Origin of the sequence: Amycolatopsis sp. w19 (assembly GCF_051373225.1) — a bacterium.
Classification (GTDB): Bacteria; Actinomycetota; Actinomycetes; order Mycobacteriales; family Pseudonocardiaceae; genus Amycolatopsis; species Amycolatopsis japonica.
The window spans coordinates 54,639-79,685 of the sequence record NZ_JBPQFM010000005.1 but is presented as its reverse complement, the minus strand read 5'-3'; the positions used below and the strand labels follow the sequence as shown (position 1 = coordinate 79,685).

General features: G+C 69.1%; 24 protein-coding genes. 11 read left to right on the top strand and 13 right to left on the bottom strand.

Annotated features, from left to right (window positions below):
- Window positions 1-32: 32 nt before the first annotated feature.
- The 3 genes from ACSMFO_RS13140 to ACSMFO_RS13130 form a co-directional block, all read right to left on the bottom strand.
- Entirely contained in the window at window positions 33-539 is a 507-nt protein-coding gene (locus ACSMFO_RS13140) for a hypothetical protein (RefSeq protein ID WP_436458830.1), read from the bottom strand.
- 69 nt (window positions 540-608) lie between these two features.
- Entirely contained in the window at window positions 609-908 is a 300-nt protein-coding gene (locus ACSMFO_RS13135; protein WP_038507255.1) for a helix-turn-helix domain-containing protein, read from the bottom strand.
- A 17-nt stretch (window positions 909-925) separates the two neighbouring features.
- Window positions 926-1,252 (bottom strand): type II toxin-antitoxin system RelE/ParE family toxin, encoded by a 327-nt coding sequence (locus tag ACSMFO_RS13130; protein WP_436458829.1) that lies wholly within the window; start codon window positions 1,250-1,252, stop codon window positions 926-928.
- Between the two features lie 208 nt (window positions 1,253-1,460).
- On the opposite strand from ACSMFO_RS13130, the gene ACSMFO_RS13125 reads away from it, so the two are divergent.
- The 6 genes from ACSMFO_RS13125 (at window position 1,461) to ACSMFO_RS13100 (ending at window position 9,720) form a co-directional block, all read left to right on the top strand.
- The gene (locus ACSMFO_RS13125) at window positions 1,461-2,588 is read left to right on the top strand and encodes a hypothetical protein (protein WP_436458828.1); all 1,128 of its coding nucleotides are present in this window, start codon (window positions 1,461-1,463) and stop codon (window positions 2,586-2,588) included.
- Between the two features lie 142 nt (window positions 2,589-2,730).
- Window positions 2,731-4,020, top strand: a complete 1,290-nt coding sequence (locus ACSMFO_RS13120) for a flagellar basal body-associated protein FliL (RefSeq protein WP_436458827.1) — start codon at window positions 2,731-2,733, stop codon at window positions 4,018-4,020.
- Window positions 4,021-4,023: 3 nt separating this feature from the next.
- Window positions 4,024-5,394 carry a methyltransferase gene (locus ACSMFO_RS13115; protein WP_436458826.1) on the top strand — a complete coding sequence of 457 codons (1,371 nt, stop codon included), beginning with the start codon at window positions 4,024-4,026 and terminating at the stop codon, window positions 5,392-5,394.
- A 114-nt stretch (window positions 5,395-5,508) separates the two neighbouring features.
- Window positions 5,509-7,410: a glycosyltransferase family 4 protein gene (locus tag ACSMFO_RS13110; RefSeq protein ID WP_436458825.1), complete on the top strand. Its 1,902-nt coding sequence runs from the start codon at window positions 5,509-5,511 to the stop codon at window positions 7,408-7,410.
- Window positions 7,403-7,954 (top strand): hypothetical protein, encoded by a 552-nt coding sequence (locus ACSMFO_RS13105; RefSeq protein WP_436458824.1) that lies wholly within the window; start codon window positions 7,403-7,405, stop codon window positions 7,952-7,954. Before ACSMFO_RS13110 ends, ACSMFO_RS13105 begins: the two co-directional genes overlap by 8 nt.
- On the top strand, window positions 7,951-9,720 hold the full coding sequence (locus ACSMFO_RS13100) for a glycosyltransferase family protein (protein ID WP_436458823.1): 1,770 nt from the start codon (window positions 7,951-7,953) through the stop codon (window positions 9,718-9,720). Before ACSMFO_RS13105 ends, ACSMFO_RS13100 begins: the two co-directional genes overlap by 4 nt.
- 280 nt (window positions 9,721-10,000) lie before the next feature.
- Here ACSMFO_RS13100 and ACSMFO_RS13095 read toward each other — a convergent pair whose 3' ends face one another.
- The 5 genes from ACSMFO_RS13095 to ACSMFO_RS13075 all read right to left on the bottom strand — a co-directional run bounded on the left by ACSMFO_RS13095 (window position 10,001) and on the right by ACSMFO_RS13075 (window position 14,802).
- The gene (locus tag ACSMFO_RS13095; RefSeq protein WP_436458822.1) at window positions 10,001-10,654 is read right to left on the bottom strand and encodes a Crp/Fnr family transcriptional regulator; all 654 of its coding nucleotides are present in this window, start codon (window positions 10,652-10,654) and stop codon (window positions 10,001-10,003) included.
- 554 nt (window positions 10,655-11,208) lie between these two features.
- Entirely contained in the window at window positions 11,209-11,877 is a 669-nt protein-coding gene (locus ACSMFO_RS13090; protein WP_257483619.1) for a response regulator, read from the bottom strand.
- The gene (locus ACSMFO_RS13085; RefSeq protein WP_148311425.1) at window positions 11,874-12,998 is read right to left on the bottom strand and encodes a sensor histidine kinase; all 1,125 of its coding nucleotides are present in this window, start codon (window positions 12,996-12,998) and stop codon (window positions 11,874-11,876) included. The genes ACSMFO_RS13090 and ACSMFO_RS13085 overlap by 4 nt, the downstream gene beginning before the upstream one ends.
- Window positions 12,999-13,056: 58 nt before the next feature.
- On the bottom strand, window positions 13,057-13,905 hold the full coding sequence (locus ACSMFO_RS13080) for a hypothetical protein (RefSeq protein WP_436458821.1): 849 nt from the start codon (window positions 13,903-13,905) through the stop codon (window positions 13,057-13,059).
- 63 nt (window positions 13,906-13,968) lie between these two features.
- Window positions 13,969-14,802 carry a helix-turn-helix transcriptional regulator gene (locus ACSMFO_RS13075; protein WP_378411248.1) on the bottom strand — a complete coding sequence of 278 codons (834 nt, stop codon included), beginning with the start codon at window positions 14,800-14,802 and terminating at the stop codon, window positions 13,969-13,971.
- Window positions 14,803-14,910: 108 nt separating this feature from the next.
- Between ACSMFO_RS13075 and ACSMFO_RS13070 the strand changes: the two genes are divergently transcribed.
- Genes ACSMFO_RS13070 through ACSMFO_RS13060 form a run of 3 tightly spaced genes read left to right on the top strand, consistent with a single transcriptional unit; the run spans window position 14,911 to window position 17,793 of the window.
- Window positions 14,911-16,341, top strand: a complete 1,431-nt coding sequence (locus ACSMFO_RS13070) for an MFS transporter (RefSeq protein ID WP_436458820.1) — start codon at window positions 14,911-14,913, stop codon at window positions 16,339-16,341.
- A gap of 53 nt (window positions 16,342-16,394) precedes the next feature.
- The gene (locus tag ACSMFO_RS13065; RefSeq protein ID WP_436458819.1) at window positions 16,395-16,913 is read left to right on the top strand and encodes an RNA polymerase sigma factor; all 519 of its coding nucleotides are present in this window, start codon (window positions 16,395-16,397) and stop codon (window positions 16,911-16,913) included.
- Window positions 16,906-17,793, top strand: coding sequence for a VOC family protein (locus ACSMFO_RS13060; protein ID WP_378411244.1), 888 nt, complete (start codon window positions 16,906-16,908; stop codon window positions 17,791-17,793). The genes ACSMFO_RS13065 and ACSMFO_RS13060 overlap by 8 nt, the downstream gene beginning before the upstream one ends.
- Before the next feature lie 143 nt (window positions 17,794-17,936).
- On the opposite strand, the gene ACSMFO_RS13055 is transcribed toward ACSMFO_RS13060, so the two are convergent.
- The 3 genes from ACSMFO_RS13055 to ACSMFO_RS13045 are packed head-to-tail and all read right to left on the bottom strand — an operon-like array spanning window position 17,937 to window position 21,346.
- Window positions 17,937-19,700 carry a gamma-glutamyltransferase family protein gene (locus tag ACSMFO_RS13055; protein ID WP_436458818.1) on the bottom strand — a complete coding sequence of 588 codons (1,764 nt, stop codon included), beginning with the start codon at window positions 19,698-19,700 and terminating at the stop codon, window positions 17,937-17,939.
- 32 nt (window positions 19,701-19,732) lie between these two features.
- Entirely contained in the window at window positions 19,733-20,140 is a 408-nt protein-coding gene (locus ACSMFO_RS13050; RefSeq protein WP_436459018.1) for a hypothetical protein, read from the bottom strand.
- A 12-nt stretch (window positions 20,141-20,152) separates the two neighbouring features.
- Entirely contained in the window at window positions 20,153-21,346 is a 1,194-nt protein-coding gene (locus ACSMFO_RS13045; RefSeq protein WP_436458817.1) for an FAD-dependent monooxygenase, read from the bottom strand.
- Between the two features lie 113 nt (window positions 21,347-21,459).
- Here ACSMFO_RS13045 and ACSMFO_RS13040 point away from each other — a divergent pair, with 113 nt between their 5' ends.
- Window positions 21,460-22,038: a TetR/AcrR family transcriptional regulator gene (locus ACSMFO_RS13040; RefSeq protein WP_038507202.1), complete on the top strand. Its 579-nt coding sequence runs from the start codon at window positions 21,460-21,462 to the stop codon at window positions 22,036-22,038.
- On the opposite strand, the gene ACSMFO_RS13035 is transcribed toward ACSMFO_RS13040, so the two are convergent.
- Window positions 22,033-23,343, bottom strand: a complete 1,311-nt coding sequence (locus ACSMFO_RS13035) for a UDP-glucose dehydrogenase family protein (protein WP_436458816.1) — start codon at window positions 23,341-23,343, stop codon at window positions 22,033-22,035. The genes ACSMFO_RS13040 and ACSMFO_RS13035 overlap by 6 nt on opposite strands.
- Window positions 23,344-23,501: 158 nt before the next feature.
- On the opposite strand from ACSMFO_RS13035, the gene ACSMFO_RS13030 reads away from it, so the two are divergent.
- Entirely contained in the window at window positions 23,502-24,260 is a 759-nt protein-coding gene (locus tag ACSMFO_RS13030) for an SDR family NAD(P)-dependent oxidoreductase (protein ID WP_037333780.1), read from the top strand.
- Between the two features lie 69 nt (window positions 24,261-24,329).
- On the opposite strand, the gene ACSMFO_RS13025 is transcribed toward ACSMFO_RS13030, so the two are convergent.
- Window positions 24,330-25,004, bottom strand: a complete 675-nt coding sequence (locus tag ACSMFO_RS13025) for a class I SAM-dependent methyltransferase (protein ID WP_436458815.1) — start codon at window positions 25,002-25,004, stop codon at window positions 24,330-24,332.
- Window positions 25,005-25,047 lie beyond the last annotated feature (43 nt).

Below are 25,047 nucleotides of genomic sequence, written 5' to 3'. Positions count from 1 at the left end.
TTTAGAACACATGTACGACAGAAAACGGGGCTTTACGGGTGACGCGGTGAAGGAGGCCAAGGTCCTTCGAGCAGCTCGGCCGATTCCTCGAGGATCGGCACCTCGCAGACGTCCCTCGGGGTCAGGTCGGTCGGGATCCAGTGCTCGAGCATCGCCGACCAGCGCGTGATCCCGCGCAACGCCTGAGGCGACCCGAGCAGCTCGCCGACTTCGCTGACCAGGGCGCCGCCGGCCGCGGGCGAGAGGCGTCCTTGGACCATCGCGGTGAGCCAGCCGTGGATCAGCAGCCAGCGCGCGGCCGTCGGATCGGCGGGCAGTTCGAGGTCCAGTTCGTCGACGACCTGGTCGAACGCCTTGTCGACGGCGGCTTCGGCGGTGGATTCGAGCCCGGCGAGCAAGGGGAGGGACGGGGTGTCGAGTCCGGCGACGATCGCGTCCAGACCGGCCTCGACCAAGTGGGAGGTGCGGACGTCACGTCCGGCGAGCCTGCCGATGGCCAGCTCGCGCAACGCGCCGCGACACGCTTCGATCTCCGTCACCGGATGCTTCCCACGTCCGCCACCGTACCGCCGGGAGCGGTCGGCCGCGCCTGACCAGCCGAAAGAGCATCACACCGGGGAGAGACGCGGAGTGATTCGAATATCGAGATCGGCTTCGAGCGCATGCGCCAGTCGCTCCAGCACCGGAATGGTCGGGACCGTTCCGCCCGCCTCGAACCGCGCGACTGCGGACTGCGTCATCCCCGCCCTCGTGGCGAGCATCGTCTGAGACCAGCCACGTGCCTCACGCATTTCACGCACCGTCATGCCCAGGACATAAGCCAGCTTCGCGGCCTCGTACGCATCAGCGGCGCCGGGCTCCGCCATCCGCCGCTCGCGAAGCCTCCGCCAGTCGGTCCGATCAGCCATCGATCTCACTCCTCTCCTCACTCATCGACCGTGTGCTCCCGGGCAACGCATCGCCACATCGCCTTGCGCGCCCGTCGCACTTCACGCTCTTCACGCATGCGCGTTTTCCGGAACTCGGTCAGCAACACGATTCGCCGGCCGGACGCGATCCAGTACGTGATCCGCACGGCTTCTCCATCCAGATGAAACCGCAACTCCCGCAACTTGCCGTCGAGCTGTCGCGCGTACGGCTCGCCGAGCAACGGGCCCTGCTCCGCGAGCAGATCCACGTAGAAGGCCACTGTCGCGAAGTGCGCCGTGGACAAACTCTCCAGCCAGTCACGAACCTCCGGCTCCAATTCCACGGTACCCCATGTCATAGCTTTGATGCTATAAGTCCAGGTGGATCCACTTTCGAGCGATTCGTTTGCGCTCCGGCAAAGCCGCGAGCACCGCCGAGAGATCAGTGCTGGACCAGGTCGTGAGTGGACGCAAGAATGAGGAAAGACCACATCAACCACCCATAAGGGTGCATGCAACACTGGCTGCCCACACCCGGCGGCAGGGGGCTAAATGAGCTGGCAAGACGAGCTTCGACAGCTGGACGTCGAGCTGGCCGCGGGTCGTATCGGGCACGCCGAACACCGCAGGAAGCGCGACGAGCTCTTGGCGGAGGCTTCCGGCGGGACGATGCCGTCACCGGTGCCCTCGCCGCTGCGGCGCCCTGGTGTGACGTGGCACAGCACCAATCCCGCCGCACGCCCGGTCGAGCCGCCCACGGTCACGGTCCAGCAGCCCCAGCCGTACCAACGAACTCAGCCGGTCCACACGCCGCCGTCGACCCTCGGGAAGCCCGAGAAGAAGGCCGCCATCCCGCGGATCGCGGACCACAAGACCACCGCGCCTTCACCCGCCGACATCAATCCGACGGTCTACCTGCGTGCCGCGCCGCCCGCGAAGAACCCATCGCCGACCGCAGCACTGAACCGGCCGCTGCCGCCCCTGGCGCCTGAGCCCGGCCCGAGTCACTACACACCCGCGGAGGACTACGCGGTCGTCGGGAAACGCAAGCCGACTTGGCTGTTCATCGGCGCCGGAGTGCTGGTCGTGCTGGCGTTGATCATCGGCGGGACGCTGTGGCTGGGCTCGTCGCAGTCCTCGAACGTCGCCGAGCAGCCGAGCATGGCCCAGCCGCCGGGCGACCTCACACCGTCGGGCCGGCCCGACAGTGCCCAGACGCCGTTGGAAGACCGGCTGCCCGCGCTGCCGGGGACACCGTCGAAGGACAACTCGACGATGTCGGTCGCGAAGGGCGTCGAGCTCAACTTCTACTCGAAGGCCGCGGGCGACTTCCTCGCGTCCAAGAACGTCGCGTCCATCACCTACAAGGGTTCGAACGAGGGTACGAACAGTTACCTCGTCCTGGTGATCCCGGCGAACGACGCGAAGGACGCGGCCGCGATCGTCAAGTACTTCCGGGGGAACTCGATCAACGCCGGGCTGCGCGAGCAGCGCGTCGGCGATCGGCTCGCCCTCGTCGGCGCGAACAAGAACGGCCAGCTCAGCGGCTTCGGTTACGTCTCCGGGACGATGGCCGTGACGACTTGGGTCTCGCAGCCGCTCGGCGGCGACCCGCAAGCGCTCGACACCCGGCTGGAGCAGACGCTGACCTCGTTGGACACCGTTCTGCCGTCGAACTGAGAAGCGCAGGGTCGCGGGGAGATCACGATTCGACCCGCGAGGGCGTATCGACTCCGGGCAGTGCAGAATGTGCGAGGTCACCGCAGTGGTGGTATCGCGACGGCCGGGAGCATTCCCGCCGGAAATTCGGAAAAGGGGGCCGGTGGTGTCCTGGCAGGAAGAGCTGCGCAATCTGGACGAAGAGCTCGCATCTGGGCGGCTCTCCGCCGACGATTACCGGCTCCGCCGTGACCAGGTGCTGTCTTCGGCGGTCGCGTACGGCGACCCCGCCCAGCAGCAGGTCCAGCAGCCCGGTCAGCAGCCGCAGCAGCCGTTCCAGCAGCAACAGCCGCCCGCTCCGCAACAGCAGCAGGCGCCGCAGCAGCAGCCCGGCCAGCCCAGCGCCGACTCGACGCAGATCATCGCGCCGGTGAACCAGCCGCAGGGCGGTGAGGGCGAACGTACCCAGGTCGTCCCGAACTGGCAGCAACAGCAGGCGGACCCGAACCGCACCCAGGTCGTGCCGCCGGTGGCGTCGCCGCCGGGTGGTTTTCCCCAGCAGGGCCAGGCCTCGCCCGCGGGCGGCTTCCCGCAGCAGCACCAGGGCTATCAGCAGCAACAGCCGCAGCAGCAGGGCTGGACCGACGACAACGACGTCAGCCCGCCGTGGGGTGGCTCGGACTTCCCGCCGATCTCGCCGGTCGGCAGCACGGAATGGGTCAAGCAGGGCCCCGAGGTGTTCGAGGACAAGCCCAAGGGCAAGGGCGGCAAGATCGCGATCATCGTGATCGTCGCCGTCCTGGTCCTCGGCGGTCTGGGCGTCGGCGGTTACTTCGCCTTCTCCGGTGGCGGTGACACCCCGCCGGACCCGACGGCCGCGACGAAGCCCGCCCCGCCGTCGCCGTCGCCATCACCGACCAAGCCGAAGACGCCGGAAGAATTGCTGTTCGAGAAGATCCCGGAGCAGTCCGGTAAGGAGGACTCGAAGAGCGGCGCGATCCCCGCGGCCCAGCTCGCCGAGATCGCCGGGCTGGAGAAGGGCGAGGCGGATCTGGTCATCGCGGCCGGTGTGAAGCAGGTCGCGTACCGCGGCTCGCAGAAGGAGCCGGACGAGACCGGCCCGCAGCCGGCGAAGATCTCGGTCACGGTCATCCCGCTGACCAGCCCCGGCGCCGCGGCCGATCTGGTCAAGCAGCTTCGCCAGTACCAGGCGACCAACGGGTTCGTGCAGATCACCGAGCCGCTGCCGGGGATGCCTCCGAAGCTGAACTTCCAGAAGAAGATCGACGGCGACAAGGGCACCTATCGGGGCACCTGGATCAGCGGGAACAACATCGTCCGTGTCGACATCCTGCAGAACCCGCTCGGTGGCGAAGAGGGCGAGAAGGCGTTGAGTGGCACGTACCAGCGCGCGATGAAGAAGACGCTGGAAAACTACGCCGTCACCGGCTGATCCATGTCCGCGGCGACGGCACGGTTGCTCACCACCTTGCTCTCCCTGACCGAGGACACCGGTTCGCTGTCCGACGAGCTGCACTTCGCCGGTCAGGGCGCCGCCGAGAGGGTCCAGCTCGACCATGGCGCCGCGAACGTCCTCCGGGCGCTCGTGCTGCCGAAGGCGGCGAAGGTCCTGGAGGTCGGCGCCGGTTTCGGTGCTCTCACCAGGTATCTGGGCGAGGTCTCGGCGACGGTGCACGCCGTCGAGGCCGACCCGGTCCGTGCCGCCGCGGTGCGGTTCCGCACTCATGACCTCGGCACGGTCTCGGTGCACGACCGGCCGCCGTCCGACGGCTACGACCTCGTCGTCGTCCAGCAGCCGTACGCGACACGGGGTCTGTTGGAGTCGGTTCGCGAGCGGTTGTCGCCGATGGGCGCCGTCGTGGTGCTGACGTCTTCGCGCGCTGTCGCCGGGACGCTGGCGACGGCGGGCCTCGAAGTCCAGCGTGAGTTGCTCTGCTCCCCCGGCCACGAGGTCGCCCGCGCGGTACGGAGCGAGCGGATCGACACCGAACTGCCCCGGCTGTCCGCGGCGATCACCGGTGGTCCCGCGAACGGCCTCGCCCTGCTCTGTGGCCCCGGCGCCGCCGCGCTCTGGCCGGCCTTCCGGCTCGCGACCTACTTCAACACCGCCGAGCGCGCCGCGTTCGCGTGTACGCGCGCCGACGTCGTGCGCACCGGCGAAGGTGCCGAAGTCCGCCGCGTGCCGCTGGTGCCGTCTCCGCCGGTGGCCGGGATCTCGGTCGGACCGTGCACGGACAAGGTCTACGACGCCCCGACGATGGTCGAAGTACTGCTCGACGAGCCGGAGCGGGTCGCGGAGCTGCTCACCGGCTGGCGGGATCTCGTCCGCGCGGAGGCGGCTCGCGGGGTCGAGGCGCTGTGGGATCTGGTGCCGCACAACGTCCTCGTCGACGGTGCGGTGCTGCGCCCGATCGACCTCGAATGGCGGCACGCGGGCGCCGGAGTGCCCGAAGTGATCGAGCGCGGGGTGCTGGTGCTGGCCGACAAGCTCACCGACGCGGGCTGGTCCGCGGCGGCGGACGACGGCTCGATGCGCGATCTGGCGGGCTGGCTCGGGGTGCTGATCGGCCTCCATCCCTCCTTTGTGGACGGTGCGCTGGAGCGCGAAGTGGCCTTCTCCACGATCGGCTCGTGCGGCGCCGCGCACGGCACCGACGAGGTACGCGCGGCCATCGCCGGGATTTGGCGAACGCGCCTCCTGCGGAGGCCCGCGGCTCCCAAGCCGGCCACAACGCGCGCGACCGGCCGAAGGCCTCGCGATCCCGATGGCAGGGCGCGCACCGGCGACAAGCGAGTGGAACTGTGATGCCCGCCCTGGCAGCGGGATCGTCGAATGCGCGCCGGGCCGCGAATGCCACGAGTACCGTTCCACGAAGGTCGGCGCCGGTGTGGCGGCGAACGAAGACGAGGTAGCGAAGCGATGACGAGCCTGCATACCGCCGGCATTCTGACCCCGGACCGGCCTGTCGGGCATCTGTTCGAGCTCCGGGGCTGGACGACCGGGATCAGCCGGATCGACGAGATGTCCGTGACCATCGCGGACGTCAAGGCGGTCCTGTCCCCCGAGTCGTGCCCAGGCGCGCCCGAAGGCACCTTCGGCTGGCGTGCGGTCCCGGCCTCCGCGGTCCCCGCGGGCACTCAGGACATCGTCGTCGCCGGCCCTGACGAGCGCGTGCTGAACCGGGCGACCGTCCACGTCGGAACACTGCCGGGTGAAGAACCGCTGTGGCTGGGCGAACTCAAGACTCCGAAGCAGGACAAGGTCGCCGAAGGGCAAGTCGTCCATGTGACGGGTTGGGCCTTGTTGCAAGGGCGGGCGCCCAGCTTGATCGAGATCATGGTCGAAGGCGGCGGCACGGTCAGGGCGCGCACCCGTCTGCCGTGCAAGGACGTTCCCGAGGAATTCCCCGGTTTCGACGACGCCGCGGTGAGCGGATTCGAGGCGCGGGTGCCCGTCGACCTCCCGTACGGCGAAGAGCGGACGCTGTCGCTTCGCGTCCGATACCGCACCGATGGCGTCGGTGAGGTCGTATCGGCGAAGCGCACCTTCACGCTTCGCAACCCTGCCGCGGATCTGGACGACGCCGAACGCGCAGACGAGCTGGCCGAGGACACCGCCCGCGCGATGGCGCGGGTGAACATCCCGACCGACCCGAAGCACGTGCTGGTGTTCACGCACAGCCTCAGCGTCGGCGGCGGGCAGCTGTGGCTGCAGGAACTGCTGAGCCGGATGGTGACCGACCACGGTTGGCAGGTCAGCCTGGTCAGCGAGACCGACGGCCCGCTGCGCGCGGACTGCCGCGAACTCGGCATCCCCGTGCACGTCACGACGCACTACCGGAGCCAGACGGTGCCCGCGTACGAAGGGCATGTCGCCGAGCTGGCGCGCTTCGCGAAGTGCTCCGGAGCGGGCGTCGCGCTCGTCAACACTCTCGGCGGCTTCGTCGGCGCCGACGCGGCGAAGCGCGCCGGGATGCCGACGGCGTGGGTCATCCACGAGAGCTTCTCGCTGCCCGCGTTCGCCTACCAGAACTGGGGCCCGGCGAAACCGCCCGCCGCGGTCTGGCAGCGCTGGGAAAGCACCCTCGCCGAGGTCGACAAGCTGCTGTTCGTCGCGGACGCCACACGCGAGATGTTCCTGCCGTACAGCAAGCCGGAACGCTGCCGGACCGTCCGCTACGGCACGCCGATGCACAAGTTCGGCGGCAGGACGCGGTCGGAGACGCGGCAGCAGGCGCGCGACATGCTCGGCTACTCGCCGGACGACATCGTGCTGGTCAACATCGGCATCGCGGAATCCCGCAAGGGGCAGGCGCCGCTGATCTCGGCGATGGAGAGGATCCACAAGATCCACCCCGAGGCGAAGCTGTCCATCGTCGGCCTGCACCCGTCGCCGTACGGGCTGGCGATGGAGGAATCGGTCGAACGCGCGGGCCTGGAGAGATCCGTCAGCCTGGTGCCGATCCAGCCGGATCCGCTGCGCTGGCTGCAGGCCGCCGACATCTTCGTGAACAACTCCGACATCGAGTCGCTGCCGCGCTCGATCCTCGAAGCCGTGTCCTGTGGCGTCCCGGTCGCGGCGACCGACGTGTTCGGCGCGCGGGAGATGATCGTCGACGGCGAGACGGGCTGGCTGTTCGAGACCAACGACGTCGACGCGCTGACCGCGGCGTTGCTGCGCGCGCTGGGCACGTCGGCCACGCGCCGCCGCGAGATGGCCAAGGCCGCGCACGAGAAGCTGCTGCCGTGGCTCGACCCGGCGGGCTACGCGCGCGAGTACTCCGAAATCCTGACCGAACTGAGTGGGGGCGTTCATGTCTGACACCGACATTCCCGGCCGTGTCCAGGCCGAGCTGACCCGGCTCCGTGCCGAGCGGCAGGTCTTCACCGCCGAGCAAGACCGGCTGAAGGCGAAGCTGGCCGAAACCGAGCACGAACTGCGCGAGGCCATCGCCTCCGCGCCGGATGAAGGCGAGTCCGCCGCCATCCAAGCCGTGTTGAAGCAAAAAGTGGCTTCGCAGCAGGAAGAGCTCGACGTCGCCAAAGCGCGGCTTCAGGCGCTGGAGGCCGAGGTCCTGCTCGCCCACCAGCAGCGTGACTCGCTGCGCGCGGAGCTGAAGACCTGCCGCGAGGAGCGGGACAAGCTCCGGCTCGCGCTGCTCGACGCCGAACTCGTGGTGTCGGCGGGCGTCGCCGACGCGGACGTCCTGCCCGGCGGCGAACCGTCGGTCGACCGGCAGCGCCTGCTCAACGCCGAACGGCTCGCCGCCGAGATGGCAAGAGAACTCGACGCCACACGCCGCACCGTCAGCTGGCGGGTCACCGCTCCGCTGCGTGTCGTGCGAAAGAAGATGGACCGGCCGTGACCGAACTCTGCTTCGTGTCCGCCGAGGGCGGTTCCGCCTTCATGGAGGAGCTCCTGGAGGTGGTCGCCGACGCCGTGCGCACGGCGGGCGGCAAGGCGAGGACCGCGATCGGCGCGTACCCCGAGTCCGACGGCGACACGGTGTACGTCGTCGTCCCCCACGAGTACTTCGTGACCGTCCCGGACGCCGGCTTCCCGACCGCCGCGCAGTGCCGTCGCACCATCGGGTTCTGCGTGGAGCACCCCGGGACGGCGACCTTCGAGCGCAACGCGGAACTGCTGTCCATCCTGGGCGGCGCCGTCGACATCAACACCGATTCGACCGCCGAACTGCGGCGGCGCGGGATCACCGTCGAGCATTTCCAGCTCGGCTACACCCCGCTGTGGGATCTGTGGGGCGGAGACCTCGACGGTCCGCGCGACCTCGACGTCACCTACCTCGGCACGGCCGAACGGCGTCGTTCGATGCTGCTCGGCTCGTACGCGCGGGACCTCGCCGGCCTGCGGACGCGGCTGCTGACCCCGCCGCACGAGCCGATGACCGCCGCCCGCGTCGACTTCCTGCCCGGCAAGGCGAAATTCGAGCATCTCGCGCGGTCGCGGTTCCTGCTGAACCTGCACCGCGAGCGTAAGCAGACCCTGGAGTGGGTGCGCACGCTCGAAGCGATGACCAACGGCTGCGTGGTGGTCAGCGAGACGTCCGTCGACGTCGAACCGATGGTCCCCGGCGAGCACCTGGTCCTGGCGCGGCCGGAGTCGCTGGGCTCGGTCGTCGCCGCGCTCGCCGACGAGCCGGAACGGGAACGGCATCTGCGTTCGGCCGCCTACGGCTTCGTGAAGTCGCTGGACATGACGGCGTCCGCGCGGCGGCTGATCGAGCTGGCGTCCTCGCTGGGTTCGGCGCCCGCCGCGGACATCGCCCCGGCGCGGGCGCTGGCGACGAGCCTGCGGAATCCGGAGGACGCGCTGGCGATCGACACCCCGTCGTTCGACGCGCGATTCGCGGGCGACCGGTCCGCCGCCGGACCTGCCTCGGCAAGCGGGACGGCGCTGTCGGCTCGGATCGCGCAGCGCGCGGCGGGGGCCCGGCGGGTCGCCTCGCGAACTTGGGAGCCCGCGGCGACGTCGATGGCAGGCACCGCCGACGTCGACGTGCTGATCGTGCGGCGGACCGGCGAAGTCGATCCTGACGATCTCGCGAACGACCTGATCACGGGCAGCGTGACCCCGCGGAAGGTGCTGGTCGGCGAGGACGGCGTGCACCCGTGGCCGCGGCCGCGCCCGTACGACGTCCTGCTGCACGAGACCCCGCTCGGCCGCGGCCTCACCCGGAACTCGCTGCTGGAGCGTTCGACGGCGTCGTGGCTGCTGGTGCTCGACGGCGGGATGCGGGCTTCGGAGTTCCTGCTGGAGCGGCTGCTGGCCGTTTCGGAGGGCGCCGACGTCGTGCACTGCCCGGTCGCGGATCCGGTGGACGGCCTGGTCGGCGCCCTGCCGCCGGAGGAACGGCGCCTGCGGACACTGCCGTATCTGGGCAGCGGCTATCTGGTGCGGCGGTCGCTGGTCGACGAGTTCGGCGGGTGGAACACCGAGGTCCTGTTCGAAGGCCTCGAGGATCACCTGTTCTGGCGGCGGGTGGCCGCCTCGGCCCGGCCGACGACGCTGGTGCAGCAGATCCTGCTGCGGCGGCTGCGCCCGGATCCGGACTCGCGGCCGATGGACCTCGACCCGCATCGGGTGTGGGCGGCCGTGGGAAGCGCTCTGTAGCTGCCCCGCGTAGTGGGCGTGGCGTTGGTCCGAAAGTGTGAGTTGGGCCGTGTCGGTGAACGTCCTCCCCCAGTGATGCGCCTTATGGGCAGAGCATCTGACGAGTTCGGATGCCGGCCGATAAGGAGCAGCCATGGCCTGGGAAATCGCCCTGGTCGCCGCGCTGGCCGTCGTGTTCGTCATACGGCTCGCGCTTCAGCTGAGGCGCAGTTGACCCGATCTTGCGCACCCCGCGGCGCATGAAGGAGATGGACGGGGCTTTCCCCGTGGGAAGCCCCGTTCACCCCATCGCGATCCGCGAACGTTTCTTCAAGTGGATCGTCTTGTAACCGGTGCTCAAGAATCCTTCGTTCTTCAGTTTCGCCATTTCGGCGTTGACCGACGCGGGTGAAGCGCCGATCGCCGAGGCGATGTCCGTGTGGTTCAGCCCCTCGTCGATCACGACGCCGTCCTCACCGGGAACGCCGTAGAGCGCCTGCATCCTGGTCAGGAACGCGGTCAGCCTGCTCCGGACCTTGGCCGTCGCGAAGCCCAGTGCGACGTTCCGCAGGCGCAGCCGGAAGGCCAGGTCCGCGGTGATCAGGGCCGTCATCCCGGGATCGTCGTCGAGCAGGGCGTGGAACGCGATCCGAGGGATCTCCAGCACGCGAACCGGTTTCGTGGCGATGTACGAAAGGTGGCTCGGCCGTCCGGCCAGGCAGTCCTCGACGCCGAGCACGTCGCCGGCACCGAGCAGGTCCACGATCATCGGCGGCGAACCGCCCTGGGCCGCGCGCAGCGCCTTCACGTAGCCGGAGCGCGGGATCAGCACCGGGGGCGCCGGGTCGCCCTGGTGGAGCAGGGTCGTGCCCGCCGCGTGATCGACGTGTTTGCCGAGGTCGAGCAGCCGACGGCGCTGCCGTTCGGTGACCGCGGCCAGGAAGTCCCCGCCCATCAGCCGACCGCCGGAAGCGGGTCAGGTGTCTTTGCCGTCAATGGTGACTCCCAGTGAGAGAAAAAGGTGAATCGATTTCTTGCCCGGCCGGGTGAGAATCACGTCGGGTAGGTGAAATCCCCCCTGCCGTTCAGCCGGAGACTAATGCTCAGCGCCATTGCGACAAAGCAACACGGAGCGAGCAGAACCCGTCCAGGGAGCGATTTCGCGACGGAAAGTAACCGTTATCCCGACGGTCGGACGGCGGAAAAATCACGCACCGTGCACACTCGCGAGAGCGGAATCCCGCGCGATACCGCTGGATTCGTCAGGAAATCAGGATTAGCCGTACGTCCGTCCGATTTCGAGCCGGCGATCGGAATCCGGCCGGACTCCTGGTGGAGATGAAAAAGAGGTATGAGTGGCGGCCATGCACGTGCAGATGCACGACCTAAGTCAGGGTGTGCCTCGAGTCGGTCGGGTAGCGAATTAACGGACTGTCGACGTCAGGCCGCGCTTGACGACTCCCCGTCACGGCGGAGGTTTTTCGGCAATCTCAGCATTTTGGGGGAATCTCAACCCCGGCGCGGGCTGACCAGCCCCGATTCGTAGGCGAGCACCACCAGCTGCGCCCGGTCGCGTGCCCCGATCTTGGTCATGATGCGGCTGACGTGCGTACGCGCGGTGGCCGTCGAGATCACCAGATGCGCCGCGATCTCGTCGTTCGACATGCCGCCGGCGACCAGGCCGAGGACCTCGCGTTCGCGGTCGGTGATCTCGCGGACGGCGCTCACGTCGATGCGGCGGTTCTCCGGGCGGTCGACGAACTCCGCGATCAGCCGCCGGGTCACGGTCGGCGCCAGCAGCGCCTCGCCCGCGGCCACCACCTTCAGCGCCCGCAGCAGCTCCACCGGATCGGTGTCCTTCAGCAGGAACCCGCTCGCGCCGGCGCGCAATGCCTCGTAGACGTACTCGTCGACGTCGAAAGTGGTCAGGACCAGGACTTTCACCCCGGCCAGTTCGGGATTCGCGGTGATCCGTCGCGTCGCTTCGAGCCCGTCGACGCCGGGCATGCGGACGTCCATCACGACGATGTCCGGCCGGTGCTCGACGGCGGCCGCGACCGCCTGCTCACCGTCACCCGCCTCGGCGCAGACCTCGAAACCGTCTTCGGTCTCCAGCAGCACCCGGAAACCTGCGCGGACCAGCACCTGGTCGTCGGCGAGAACCACCCGGATCGTCATTCTTCCCCCTTGATGGGCAGGTCCACGCGGACCTGGAAGCCGCCGTTCACCACCGACGTCGTGAGCGCGCCGCCCAGTGCTGCCGCCCGTTCGGACATCCCGCGCAGCCCGTGCCCGGGCGCGGGTTCGACGGCGCCACGGCCATCGTCGCGGACGAGCAGGGTCAGCGCACCGGTTTTCCGCTCGAACCTGACATCGACGCCCCGCGCCTGGTTCGCGTGGCGGACCACGTTCGTCAGCGATTCCTGCAGGATCCGGTACGCGGCGCCGTCGACCGGGGCGGGCAGCTCCCCCGGCTCGCCGTCGACGCGGACCTCCAGCCCGGCGGCGCGGGCGTGCTCGAACAGCTCGTCGGCCTGGGCGAGGCTCGGCGCGGGCGCCTTGTCCTCCCCGGACCGCAGCACGGCCAACGTCGCGCGAAGGTCCTTCAGCGCCGAAGCGCTCGCTTCCTTGATGTTCAGCAACGCCTCTTTCGCCTGCTCAGGACGTCTGTCGGCGACGTGCGCGGCGACCCCGGCCTGGACGTTGATCATCGCGAGGCTGTGCGCGACGACGTCGTGCACCTCGCGGGCGATGGTGAGCCGCTCCTGCTCGGCCATCCGGTGCCGATGCTCGTCGGCCTGCTCGCGGCGGGCCCGCGCGGCGGCCATCCCGTTGCGCACCGCCGTCCCGACCCCGACGACCGCGATCACCCAGACCAGGCCCAGCCCGGTCCTCAGGTCGAAGCCGGCGAACCCGTGCCGGACGAACAACGCGACCCCCGCCACCGCCAGCAGCGCTCCGCCGGTGGACCCGGCGACGACCGGCCCGCGGATCTTGGTGAGCAGGAAGAGCGCGATGGTCGGCAGCACGATCGCCGGACCGCCCGGGTTGCCGGACGTGTAATAGCCGAGCGTCAGCGCGGACGTGAGCAGGAAGATCGTCATCGGGAAGCGGTGCACGATCAGCAGCGGCACCGCGATGGCGACCAGCCACAGCACCCCGGTCGAGGTCAGCTGCGGCGCGCCCGGCTGCCAGCGCGAGGCGCCGCTCGTGGCGCCGAGGACGAACCCCAGCGGCAGCACCACGCGCAGCACGCGGCCCACCCAGGGACTCCACGGATACCGTTCCTTCAGCAGCACAGGACGAAAGCTACCCGGGGCGGGGGCGTGTCGCGTCCGTTGAAAAGCGGCTTCCCGGCTACGCCGCGTGCGGTAGCCGCCGCAGGACCGAGATCATCATCAGCACCCCGCCGGCCACCTGCACGGCCAGCACCGCCGCGTGATCGGCGGCTCCCATGGTGAGCGCGGCGAACAGGCCCCACGCCCCGGTGCCCGCCATCGCGCCGGCGCCGGTCCACACCAGCACCAGCCGCGGCCAGAACCGCCCTCGCGAAACGTTCGCCAGCGCGAGAACGGCGAGGAGCGTGAGCACGGCGATCACGATGTCCTGGCCACGAGCGGCGATACCGCCGGGGCCGAACGCCCAGATCGTGTGAAAGGCCGCGCAGACGAGTGCGGCGGCGACGCCGAGCACGCCCGCCGCGCCGATGGTCCCCGGCTTCACGGTGCCGGTGACGACGAACCACCAGCGATCGCGGGCGTAGAGCACGAACGCGGTCAGCAGCAGGATCCCCTGCCAGGCGAAACCGCCGTAGACGACGGCCCAGACCCAGTTCTCCAGCGGCATTTCGGCCAGTTGAGCGGTCGACAGGTCGGCGACGATCACCGGGAGGTCCAGCACGATCGGCGCGAGCAGCCCGGTGCCGATCCAGATCGGGAACAGGACGAGCGGCGCGGGGATCCGCCGTCCCCAGGAGTAGGTGAACGCCAGCGCCAGCACCACCGCGACGACGTCCATCCCGCCGGTCGCCAGGTTCGCCAGCAACATCAGGTCGGAGTCCACAAAGGACGGATCCCGGAGGCCGAGGCTGCCTCCGGTGACCCAGGACGCCTTCAACGTCAGGTACGGGAGCGTGCCGAGGATCGCCGCGTAGCAGACGATCAGGCGAGCGCTGGAGATCTTGGGTGGAGCCATCGCTACGGTCATGCACCCAGCGTCGGCGTTCACCCCGCGGAAAGGCTCCCTCGTGAGCCTGGTCCGTCTCCCCCTTCAGAAGGAGCCGGGCAGTTTCGCCGCGGTCTCTTCGTCCGCCGGGGTCAGCGTCGCCAGGGAGATCTCGGAACGCCGCCCGAGGTACAGGTACGAGAATTCGAACCGCAGCAGGCCGACGTCCGGATGCAGGTATCGCTTGAGCACGATCCGTTCGGTGGAGACGTCGTGTTCCTTCCACATCCGCTCGAACAGCTCGGACTCCTGCCGCAGGCGTTTGACCAGGTTCTTCCACGCCGGTTCGGCGAGGTGCTCGGCCATCGCGGCGCGGAAACCGGCGACCACCCGGGGCAGGTTGAGCTCCCAGTCCGGGAGCCTGCGGCGCCACTCGGGATTGGTCAGGCACTGGATGAGCGTGTTGCGTTCCTCGAACGGGATGTCGTCGAGGCCGCCCATCAGCCAGTCGTAGGCGCGGTTGTAGGCGAGGATGTCGCACCGCGCGTTGCGCACGCAGACCGGGAACGGCTCCAGCTTGTTCATCATCCGGTGGATGTTCTGGCTGAGGAGCTTGCAGTCCTTCTCCAGCGGCGGTTCCGGCGCGCCGGCGAGGGTGAACAGATGCGTGTGCTCGTGCGGGTCGAGCCGCAGGGTGCGGGAGATCGCGTCCAGCACCTGCTCGGACGCGTTGATGTCGCGGCCCTGTTCGAGCCACGTGTACCAGGTGACCCCGACCCCGGCCAGCTGCGCGACCTCCTCGCGCCGCAGTCCCGGCGTGCGGCGCCTGCCGCTGATCGGCAGGCCGACCTGATCAGGGGTGATGCGCTCGCGGCGGCTGCGCAGGAACGCGGCCAGCTCGTGCCGCCGCACTTCGGCCACTCGCGAATCGACGGTCATGGTCACCTCATCAGGTTCGCAAAGCTCGAAGCCGGTTACCAGGTAGTGGTGGTACCAGGATAAACACACTCCTGGTACCAGGGTCGCGATCGGCTGATCGTGGTACTCATGACTTCGACGCAAGTTCCGGCGACGCCCGCGCGCGTCACCGCCGGCCCGGCCCTGACTTCGGCGGGCCTGGTCACCGTGCTGCTGGGGGCGGCACTTCCGCTCATCGACTTCTTCATCGTCAACATCGCCCTGCCCGCGATCGGTTCGGACCTCCGCACGTCGTCGGCCACCTTGGAACTGGTGGTCGCGGCCTACGGGATCGCCTACGCCGTCCTGCTCGTCGTCGGCGGACGGCTCGGCGACGCCTTCGGCCGCCGCAAGCTGTTCCTGATCGGGCTGACCGCGTTCACGTTCACTTCCCTGCTCTGCGGAATCGCGCCGACGGCGTTGACGCTGGTGCTGGCACGGGCCGCGCAGGGGGCGGCCGCCGCGCTGATGCTGCCGCAGGTGCTGTCGATCATCCAGGCGGCGACCACCGGCGAACGCCGCTCCAAGGCCCTCGGTCTCTACGGCGCGACAGCAGGGCTTTCGATGGTGCTGGGCCAGTTCCTCGGCGGAGCGCTGGTCGCCGCCGATCTCTGGGGTACCGGCTGGCGGCCGATCTTCCTGGTCAACGTGCCCGTCGGCATCGTCGGTCTGGTGGTCGCGCGGCGGCTGATCCCGGAGAGCCGTTCGCGGAACCCGATCGGCATCGACCGCCCCGGCACGGTCTTCCTCGCGATCGCGCTGGTGTCGCTGCTCCTCCCGCTGGCGGAAGGCCCGGTGCTGGACTGGCCACTGTGGACGATCGTGTTGCTCGTGGTGTTCCCGTTCGCCGCGGCCGGATTCGTCCACGTCGAGCGCCGGATGGAACGCCGGGGCGGTGTCCCGCTGCTGCCGCCGTCGGTGATGCGGATGCCGAGTGTGCGCCAAGGTCTGCTGGTCGGGGTGCCGTTCTTCATCGGATTCAGCGCGTTCATGTTCGTGTTCGCGGTGACGCTGCAGGACGGCCTGCACCTGGGGCCGTTCGGTTCCGGCCTGGTGACGGCGCCGCTTTCGCTCGCGTTCTTCGCGATGTGCCTGGTCAGCAGCCGCCTGGTGACGCGGTTCGGCCAGCGGGTCGTGGCCGCCGGCCTCTCCGTGCAACTACTCGGGCTGCTGGTGCTGATCGGGACCGTGCTATTGGAATGGCCGAACCTCGGCGTGCTCGATTTCGCGCCGGGAATGCTGCTGTGCGGCCTCGGCCAGGGACTGGCGATGACGACGGTGTTCCGGATCGTGTTGTCGAAGGTGCCGCCGGAGATCGCCGGGGTCGGCAGCGGGATGCTCACGACGTCGCAGCAGGCCGCGATGGCGCTGGGCGTCGCGACGCTGGGGACGTTGTTCGCGTCCGCCGGTGCCGGTCCGCTCGGGATGAAGGGCGCGTTCGCGCTGGTCATCGGCATCCAGGCGGTGCTGACGGTCGGCGTGATCACGGTGGCGCGGCGGCTGCCGGACCCGCGGGTCTGAGAAAGTTCGGTTTCACCCGTCGGAGTTGTGGCTCCCCGAGCGACGATGGGGATGTGACGGAACCACGGGTGCATCGGGACCCGGCCTTCGCGCTGCTTTCGCTGTACGAGACGGCGTTGCCGGAGGTCTACGGGTACCTGCTGTCCCGGTGCGGTGATCGCACCCTCGCCGAGGAACTGACGTCGGAGACGTTCCTCGGCGCGGTGAGGGCCTGTCGCAAGGAGCTCGCGCCGCCGGTGAGCACCGGGTGGCTGATCGGCGTCGCCCGGCACAAACTCGCCGATCACTGGCGGCGCAAGGAACGCGAGGAACGCGGGCTGCGGCTCGTCCCCGAAGAGGAGTACACCGATCCGTGGGACGAACGGCTGGACGCGCTGCTGGCACGCGAGGTGCTCGCGTCGCTCGGGGCGCATCACCAAGCCGCGTTGACGCTTCGCTACGTCGACGGCCTCCCGGTCCCGGAGGTCGCCGAGCATCTCGAACGCACGGTGCACGCCACGGAGGCGTTGCTCGTGCGGGCCCGTGCCGCGTTCCGGCGTGCTTACCAGGAGAAGGAGGGTCGCGATGCCTGATCCATTCGACGCGCTTCGCGCGCCCTCGCAGCCTGTCGAGCCTGACCCGCTCTTCGCCGCCGAACTGCGCGACAACCTTCGTCGCGCCGTCCTGAACGGAGCCGAGATGACCGAAACACTCACCACCACCGATGCCGAAGTCCGCTCTTTGACGCCGTACCTCGTAGTGACGGACGCCCGCGCCGCGCTCGACTTCTACGTCGAGGTGTTCGGGGCGCGACGGCGGTCCGACCCGATCGTGATGGAGGACGGTCGCGTCGGGCACGCCGAACTGGCCATCGGGGACAGCGTGCTGATGTTCGCGGAGGAGTTCCCCGAACTGGGCATCGTCGTGGCGCCCGCCGGTGGCCCGCTGATCCGGGTCGAGGTCGCGGACGCGCATGCTTCTGCCGCGCGCGCGGTGGAGCTGGGCGGAGAGCTGCGGCGTCCCGTCGCGGACGAGGGCCACGGGCTGAGCGGGGAGATCAAGGACCCGTACGGCCAGCGGTGGCTCGTCGCGCAAGCGGCACCTCGGCCGGCTTCCGGCGCTACGCCGATCCGGCACGGCGAAGCGGGCTACTTCACCTTCCAGGTCCCGGACGACGAACGCGCGAAGGCGTTCTACGGCGCCGTTCTGGGCTGGCAGTTCTCACCCGGACGGGTCGAAGGCGGTTGGGGTGTCGAAGGTTCCGGCTTGCAGGGCGGGCTCTGGGGTGGCCCGGGGCGGCAGGTGGGCTGGAAGGTCATGTACGCCGTCGACGACCTCGCCGCCGCCCTCGACCGCGTCCGGGCCCAGGGCGGCCAGGCCGGCGAAACCGAACAGCAGCCGTACGGCCTGAGCGCCGAGTGCGTGGACAACCAGGGCATCGAATTCTGGCTCTGGGAACAGCCTCGCTCTTAAGTCACCACCCCACCCCCCACCACTCCCAGGGGGGCGACCCCGAAGCCAGTCTATCGCCGATGGGGCCCGGGAGGCGGACGTGAGTCGGGTTGTCCACAGGTGGGAGCCATTGTGGACAACCGCTTGCCGTGAAGGCCTGAGAATCAGCGGCCTGCCGCGTAGCCCTGCATACCGCGTGCGTTGGCGGCGGCGCGGAGCACGCCGCCGGACCGGGACACGGCCGAAAGCCGCCCGAGCGCCCAAGGTCCGGCGTCGACGACGGCGTGCCCGCGCTCGGCGAGGGCGTCCATTGTGGACCGACCGAGCCGTGACTCGACCACCAGTTCCCGCGGCGTCCACGAACGCGGATAGAACGAACTCGGGAACGCGGTGGTGTGCCACGCCGGCGAGTCGATCGACTCCTGCAGGTTCAGCCCGCCGAGCGTGTGCGCCAGCCAGAAACACAGCTGCCATTGGTCCTGCTGGTCGCCACCGGGCGTGCCGAACGCGAGCACCGGCTCGCCGTCGCGCAGGCCCATCGACGGCGAAAGCGTGATCCGCGGCCGCTTGCGTGGCGCCAGCGAATTCGGCAAACCCTGTTCCAGCCAGAACATCTGTCCACGCGAGTCGAGACAGAAACCGAGTTCCGGGATCGTGGGGCTCGACTGCAGCCAGCCACCCGACGGCGTCACCGAGATCATGTTCCCGGCCGCGTCGACGACGTCGATGTGCACGGTGTCGCCGCGGGTCTCACCCAGCGGCCCGACCGTCGGCTCCCCCGTCGCACCGGAACCGGATTCCAGTCCGCGCAGCCTTTCGAGGATCGCGGGCAGCCGCGGCGAGGGTCCGCCGGGCCGTAGTTCGGCGGACGCCTCGTCGGTGATCAAGGCCCGGCGGGCGTCCGCGTACTCGCGGGAGATCAGCAGATCGATCGGCACGTCGGTTGAGTCGCCGTACCACGCCTCACGGTCCGCGAAAGCCAGCTTCGCCGCCTCGACGGCCAAGTGCACCGTGCGTTCGGTCGGGATTCCGTCCACATAGGACAGCTCGTCGCGCAGGCCGTCCAGCAGCCGAGCCTGCTGCAGCAACGCCGGACCTTGCGTCCAGGCGCCCATCTTCACCAGGCCCCAGTCGCCGAAGTCGACCTGCAGCGCGTCCTCGTACGACGCTTCCCAACCCGCGATGTCCTCGCCGGTGAGGAGACCGGCGTGATCGCGGCCGGAGTCGTCACGGAAAGCCTTGCGGCTGAAAGCCTCGATCGCTTCGGCGACGAAACCCTGCGACCACGCGCGGCGCCCGGCGTCGATCTGCGCCTCGCGGCCGCCGGCCGACTCGGCCTCGGCGAGCAGCCGCTCCCACGTGTCCGCGAGCGCCGGATTGCGGTGCAACCCCTCCGCGGGCCTGCCGTCCGGCAACCAGAGCGCCGCGGACGTCGGCCAGTGCTCGGTGAACAGGTCCTGGACCGCTCGGATCGTGTCGCCAACCCGGCTGACCAGCGGAATCCCGTTACGCGCATAGGAAATCGCATAGCCGAGGACATCGCGCAACGACTTCGTGCCGTGATCCCGCAGGAGCAGCAGCCAGCCGTCCCACGCGCCCGGGACGGTCGCGGGCAGCAAACCGCTGCCGGGGATCAGATCGAGCCCCAGATCCGCGAAGTATTCGGGCGTCGCGGCCGCGGGCGAGACACCCTGACCCGCGAGGACTCTCGGCGTCCGATCCGTCGCGGTGACGAAGATGCCGGGGACCTGCCCCGCCGGGCCGCACAGATGCGGCTCGGCGATCTGCAGGACGAATCCGGCGGCCACCGCCGCGTCGAAGGCGTTGCCGCCGTCTTCCAGCACCGCCATCCCGGTGGCCGAGGCCAGCCAGTGCGTCGATGCCACCATGCCGTGGGTGCCGGCCAGTTCCGGCCTGGTCGTGAACACGACGGTGATACTACGCTTTGCTAACTACTTTTTCAGTCCCAGTGGTTGAAGAGGGCCTCGCCGAGGTTGTCAGGTCGCCAGTACTTGACGTCGTCTTCATCGACCCAAGGCCACTCGGCCTGGTCAAGCGGCCCCTCCAGCTCGGCACGGGTGAAGACCCGGCAAGCGGGGAGAAGCTCCTTCAGCACGGCCAGCAAGCCCGGCTCGTCGACGAAGGTGAGCGAACCGTATTCCACCGGCGTCGCGGCGATGCCGAGCCCGTGCCAGGTCGCGTTCCTGCCCCAGTCCCGCGTCCACAGCACGGCGACGGTGCGGTGGGGATAAGCGATGTGGCACCGGTCGAAATTCGGCGCGTAATAGGAGTGCTGGAACTCCTTCACGGCACCGGCCGTCCTCCGGGCAGCCTCATAGCAGGCCCGGCGGAATTCCTTCTGGTCCATCACCCGCCGAAACTATCCCCGCGCGGCCACCGGAGCGTCATAGTTTTCCAGCGTCGCCGCGTTCGCCGCCCGCGACGTGATCCACGTGAACACCTTCGTCATCGGCCGCGAACCCAGGATCCGGTACAGGAAGTTCCGGTAACCGACCATGAACCGCGTCTTCGGCGCGAGGAACGTGCCGATACCGGCCGCCTGCTTCTGCGAGATCTTCACCGGACCGCGCAATTTCTCTTCGTACCGCGCGAAAGCGACCTCGTGGTCTCCGTGTGCCGCGGCGAGTTCCCCCGCCAGGATGTACGCGCCCATCATCGCGAGCCCGGTGCCCGAACCGCCGGGACCCGCACACCAGGCCGCGTCGCCGAGCAGCACGACCCTGCCCCGCGACCACTTGTCGAGGTGGATCTGGCTGAGCGAATCGAAGTACAGCGTGTCGGCGTCGCGGAGGCTCTCCAGCAGCGTCGGGATTTCCCAACCGAAGTCGGCGTAGCGCTCGGCGAGGGCCTTCTTCTGCGCCTCGACGTCGCGTCGCTCCACCTCCAGCGACTCCGACGCGAAGACGAAACTGACATTGAGCGCCGAGCGATCGCGACCGCTGGCGACCATGACCGTCCGGCCGGGGACGCTGCAGATCTGGCCGAGGTGGTCGAGGTCGAGGTGATTGGGCGCGCTGAAGCCCGCGGTGTGGAAGCCGAGGTCGGTGCGGAACAGCTCTTCGTCGCCAAACGTCAGCCGCCGCACGCCCGAGTGCAGCCCGTCCGCACCGACGACCAGGTCGAATCTGCGTGACTCGCCGTGGGCGAAGCCGACGTCGACACCGTCCGAGACCTCGTCCAGCCGGGTGATCCAGTCGCCGAAGACGTACTCGACGTCGTCCTTCGTGTGGTCGTAGAGGATGCGTGTCAGATCTCCGCGCTCGATCTCGACTTCGCCGCTGAAGAAGACCGACGGCATCTGGGCGACCTTCTTGCCCCGCGTGTCGACGATGACCTGCGCGCCCATCGCGGTTTCCTTCGCGCGGATGTCTTCGAGGATCCCCATGCGCTTGAGCAGCGTCATCTGCTCGCCGCGGAAGTCGACCGCGCTGCCGCCTTCACGCAGAGCGGGCGCCCGTTCGACGACGGTCGGCGCGAAACCGCGCTCCCGCAGCCAGAAGGCGAGGGCCGGACCCGCGATACCGGCGCCGGAGATCAGAACGGTGGTCGTCATGGCTTGCTCCCTGGGTTCGTGGTGATGGGAGCGACCGTACGGCAGATTTGCACGCTTGGTCAAGCCGCTTGGTCAAACCAAGTGGATAAACCGCGTGGTCTAGGATCGCGGGCATGGGTAATCGCGAGGACCTGATGGCGGGCGCCATCGAGTGTTTGAAGGAAAAAGGCTGGTCACGCACGACGGTGCGGGACATCGCGACGGCTGCGGGAGTCAGCCACGCGGCGATCGGCTACCACTTCGGATCGCGCGAAGCCCTGCTGCTCACGGCGTTCTCGCAGGCGATGGACGACTGGGGCAAGGAGATCCAGGTCGAGATGCGGGGTGCTGTCGACCCCGACGCGTCACCGTCCGAGCAGTACGCGGCTTCGTGGCGCGCGATGATCGACTCGTACGGGCGCAACCGCCAGCTGTGGATCGCCTCGATCGAGGCGTTCGTGCAGTCCGAACATCACCCTGAGCTGCGGAAACAGCTCGCCGCCGCGCAGCGCGAGGGCCGCCGGGGGATGGCGGCGGGCATTCTCGGGATCGACGAGGACACCCTCACGGAGGCGGACGAACGCCGCATCGGCGCGGTCGCCACGGCCTTGAATTCGGGCGTGATGCTGCAGCACATGCTCGATCCGGAGAACGGCCCGACGGCCGAGGAGGTCGTGGACGGGCTGCTCAAGCTCGTTTCGCTGGTGTCATGAGACGGCGACCTTCCGCCGCAGCGCCGCCCGCGGCCGCCCGACCCCCTGCCACGACAGGCCCGCGTCCAGGATCTGGTGCGGGTCGAGGAGATTGCGGGTGTCGACGACCGAATCGCCGTCCATCTGCTCGGCCATGTAGGTCCAGTCGAGCCGTTTGAACTCGTCCCATTCCGTCAGCACGACGACGGCGTCGGCCGCCTTGGCGACTTGGTACGGGTCGTCGACCACGGTCATGCCGTCGATATGCCCGCCGACGGCGGGGTCGTAGGCGGTCAGTTCCGCGCCGAGCGCGCCCAGCACGGAAGCGACCGCGAGGGCGGGCGAGTCGCGCAGGTCGTTCGTCCCGGCTTTGAACGCCAGCCCGAGGACGCCGATCCGCGAACCGGCCAGCGTGCCGCCGACGGCGCCCGCGATCTTCGCTACGATCCGGTCCCGCTGCGCGATGTTCTCCTCGATCGCCGAGGTGAGCAGCGTGAAGTCGTACTGCACCGACTCGGCGACCTTCACCAGCGCGCTGGTGTCCTTCGGCAGGCACGAGCCGCCCCAGCCCGGCCCGGGTTTGAGGAACGAGCGGCCGATGCGCCGGTCGTAGCCCATGCCCTCGGTGACCAGGTCGATGTCGGCGCCGAGGCGTTCGCACAGTTCGGCGATCGAGTTCACATAGGACAGTTTCATCGCGAGGAAGCAGTTCGCCGCGTACTTCACCAGTTCCGCGCTGGCCGCGTCGGCGACGACGACCGGGGCGGCGAGGTCGGCGTAGAGATCGCCGACCCAGCGGGCGGCCGCGACGTCGTCCGAGCCGACGACGATCCGGTCGGGGCCGAGGAAATCCTCGACCGCGGTGCCCTCACGCAGGAACTCGGGGTTCGACACCACCGGCACGTCCGTGCGGCCGAGCATCGCCTGGATGCGCTTCGACGTCCCCACCGGAACGGTCGATTTGGTGATCAGCGCGCACCCCGGCGGGATGACGTCGCCGATCTCGGTGGTCACGGCTTCGACCGCCCGCAGGTCCGCCGAGCCGCCCGCGCCCATCGGCGTTGGCACACAAAGGAAAACGGCCTCGGCGTCGCGAACGGCGTCGCGCGCCCCGACGACGAACTCCAGTCTCCCGCTGGTCAGCCCCCTCGACACCAGCTCGGACAATCCCGGCTCCAGGATGTCCACCCGTCCGGCGGAAAGCCTTGCGACCTTCGCCTGGTCGACATCGACGCAAGTGACTCGATGCCCCAGGCCGGCCAGGCAGGCCCCCGTGGTCAATCCGACGTAACCGGTCCCCACCACCACGATCCGAGCAGCGCTCATGCTGCTGAAGGTGACAGCCGGAGTTGACCTCCGAGCGAACGGAATGCTTCAGGCCCGAATACTCCTCACGACATGCTTCGCACCGGAGTGAGCCATCCCACCTGGGCCCGATGCGAACGAGCGTTAACCTATGAACGGTTGCCGACGAAAGGGAGAACATGCAGATCACCGATACCGCGGCGCTCGTCACGGGTGGCGCGTCCGGGCTCGGCGGCGCGACCGCGAAGGCGCTCGCCGCGAAGGGCGCGCGGGTCTTCGCGCTGGACCTCGCCGGCGCCATCGCCAACGCCGAGCAGATCGAGGGCATCACCTACGTCGAGGCGGACGTGACCGACCCGGAGCAGGTACGCGCCGCCGTCGCGACCGCGGCCGAGTCCGGGGTGCCGCTGCGGACCGTGGTGAACTGCGCCGGGATCGGGCCGTCCGCGCGGATCCTTTCGAAGAAGGGCCCGCACGACCTCGCCCTGTACGCGAAGGTCGTCCAGATCAACCTGATCGGCTCCTTCAACGTGCTGACGCTGGCCTCCGAGGCCATCGCCAAGACCGAGCCGCTGGCCGACAACGCGCGCGGCGTCATCATCAACACCGCGTCGGTCGCCGCCTTCGACGGCCAGATCGGGCAGGTCGCGTACTCGTCGTCCAAGGGCGGCATCGTCGGGATGACCCTGCCCGCCGCGCGCGACCTCGCGTCGCACGGGATCCGCGTGCTGACCATCGCGCCGGGCATCGTCGACACCCCGATGCTGGCGACGGTGAGCGAAGAGTTCCGCGCTTCGCTGGCCGAGGGCGTGCCGTTCCCGAAGCGGCTCGCGCGGCCGGACGAGTACGCGCAGCTCGCGCTGTCGCTGATCGACCACGACTACCTGAACGGCGAGGTCATCCGGATGGACGGCTCGCTGCGCATGGCTCCTCGCTGAGCCTCCGTCGCGTGAGAGGAAAGGTCCTTTCCTTGCGAAATTTGCAAGGAAAGGACCTTTCATTGCATCTCAGGGGCGGCGGAGGCGGACGTCCAGCGTGATGCCCGACGTCGTGATCTCACCCGTGCGGAACGCGGTTTCGGCGACCAGCCCGCCGAAATCGACCGGCGTGTACGCCCGCCGCCGCAGCCCGGTGAGCGCCTGCCGCACTCCGAGTGCCGCCAGCTTCCCGAGCTTCATGCCCTCGACCTCACGCACGATGTCGCCGTCGGTCGCGTCCCGGTTCATGTCCTGCACCACGGCCGTTCCGCCTGGGCGCAGCACGCGGTACATCTCGTCGAGCGCCTTCACCGGCCACACGAAGTTCTTGAACGCCGCCTGGCAGACGACGAGGTCGAACGACTCGTCGTCGAACGGCATCGCCGCGACATCGCCCTCGCGGAACGAGATCTCGACTCCTTCAGTTCGCGCGTATTCGCTCGCGATCTCGACGAACGTCGGCGCGACGTCGAGGCCGGTGACGGAGAACCCGAGCCGCGCGAGTTCGACGGCGAAGTAGCCGGGGCCGAAGGCGACCTCGAGGATCTTCGCGCCTTCCGGCAGGTCCGCGGTGAGTTCGCCCGCCTGCTGCCGCCATTGTTCGATCTGTGGTCCGGTGCCGCGCTGCCGGGCGTAGTTCCGCGCCAGCGCGCCGCCCATCTCCGGCAAGATCTTGAACCGTTTCCTGTCCTTGATGTTCGACATGTCTCTCCAGGTTGTCCACCCGGAGCCCGGTTATCCTCGAAGT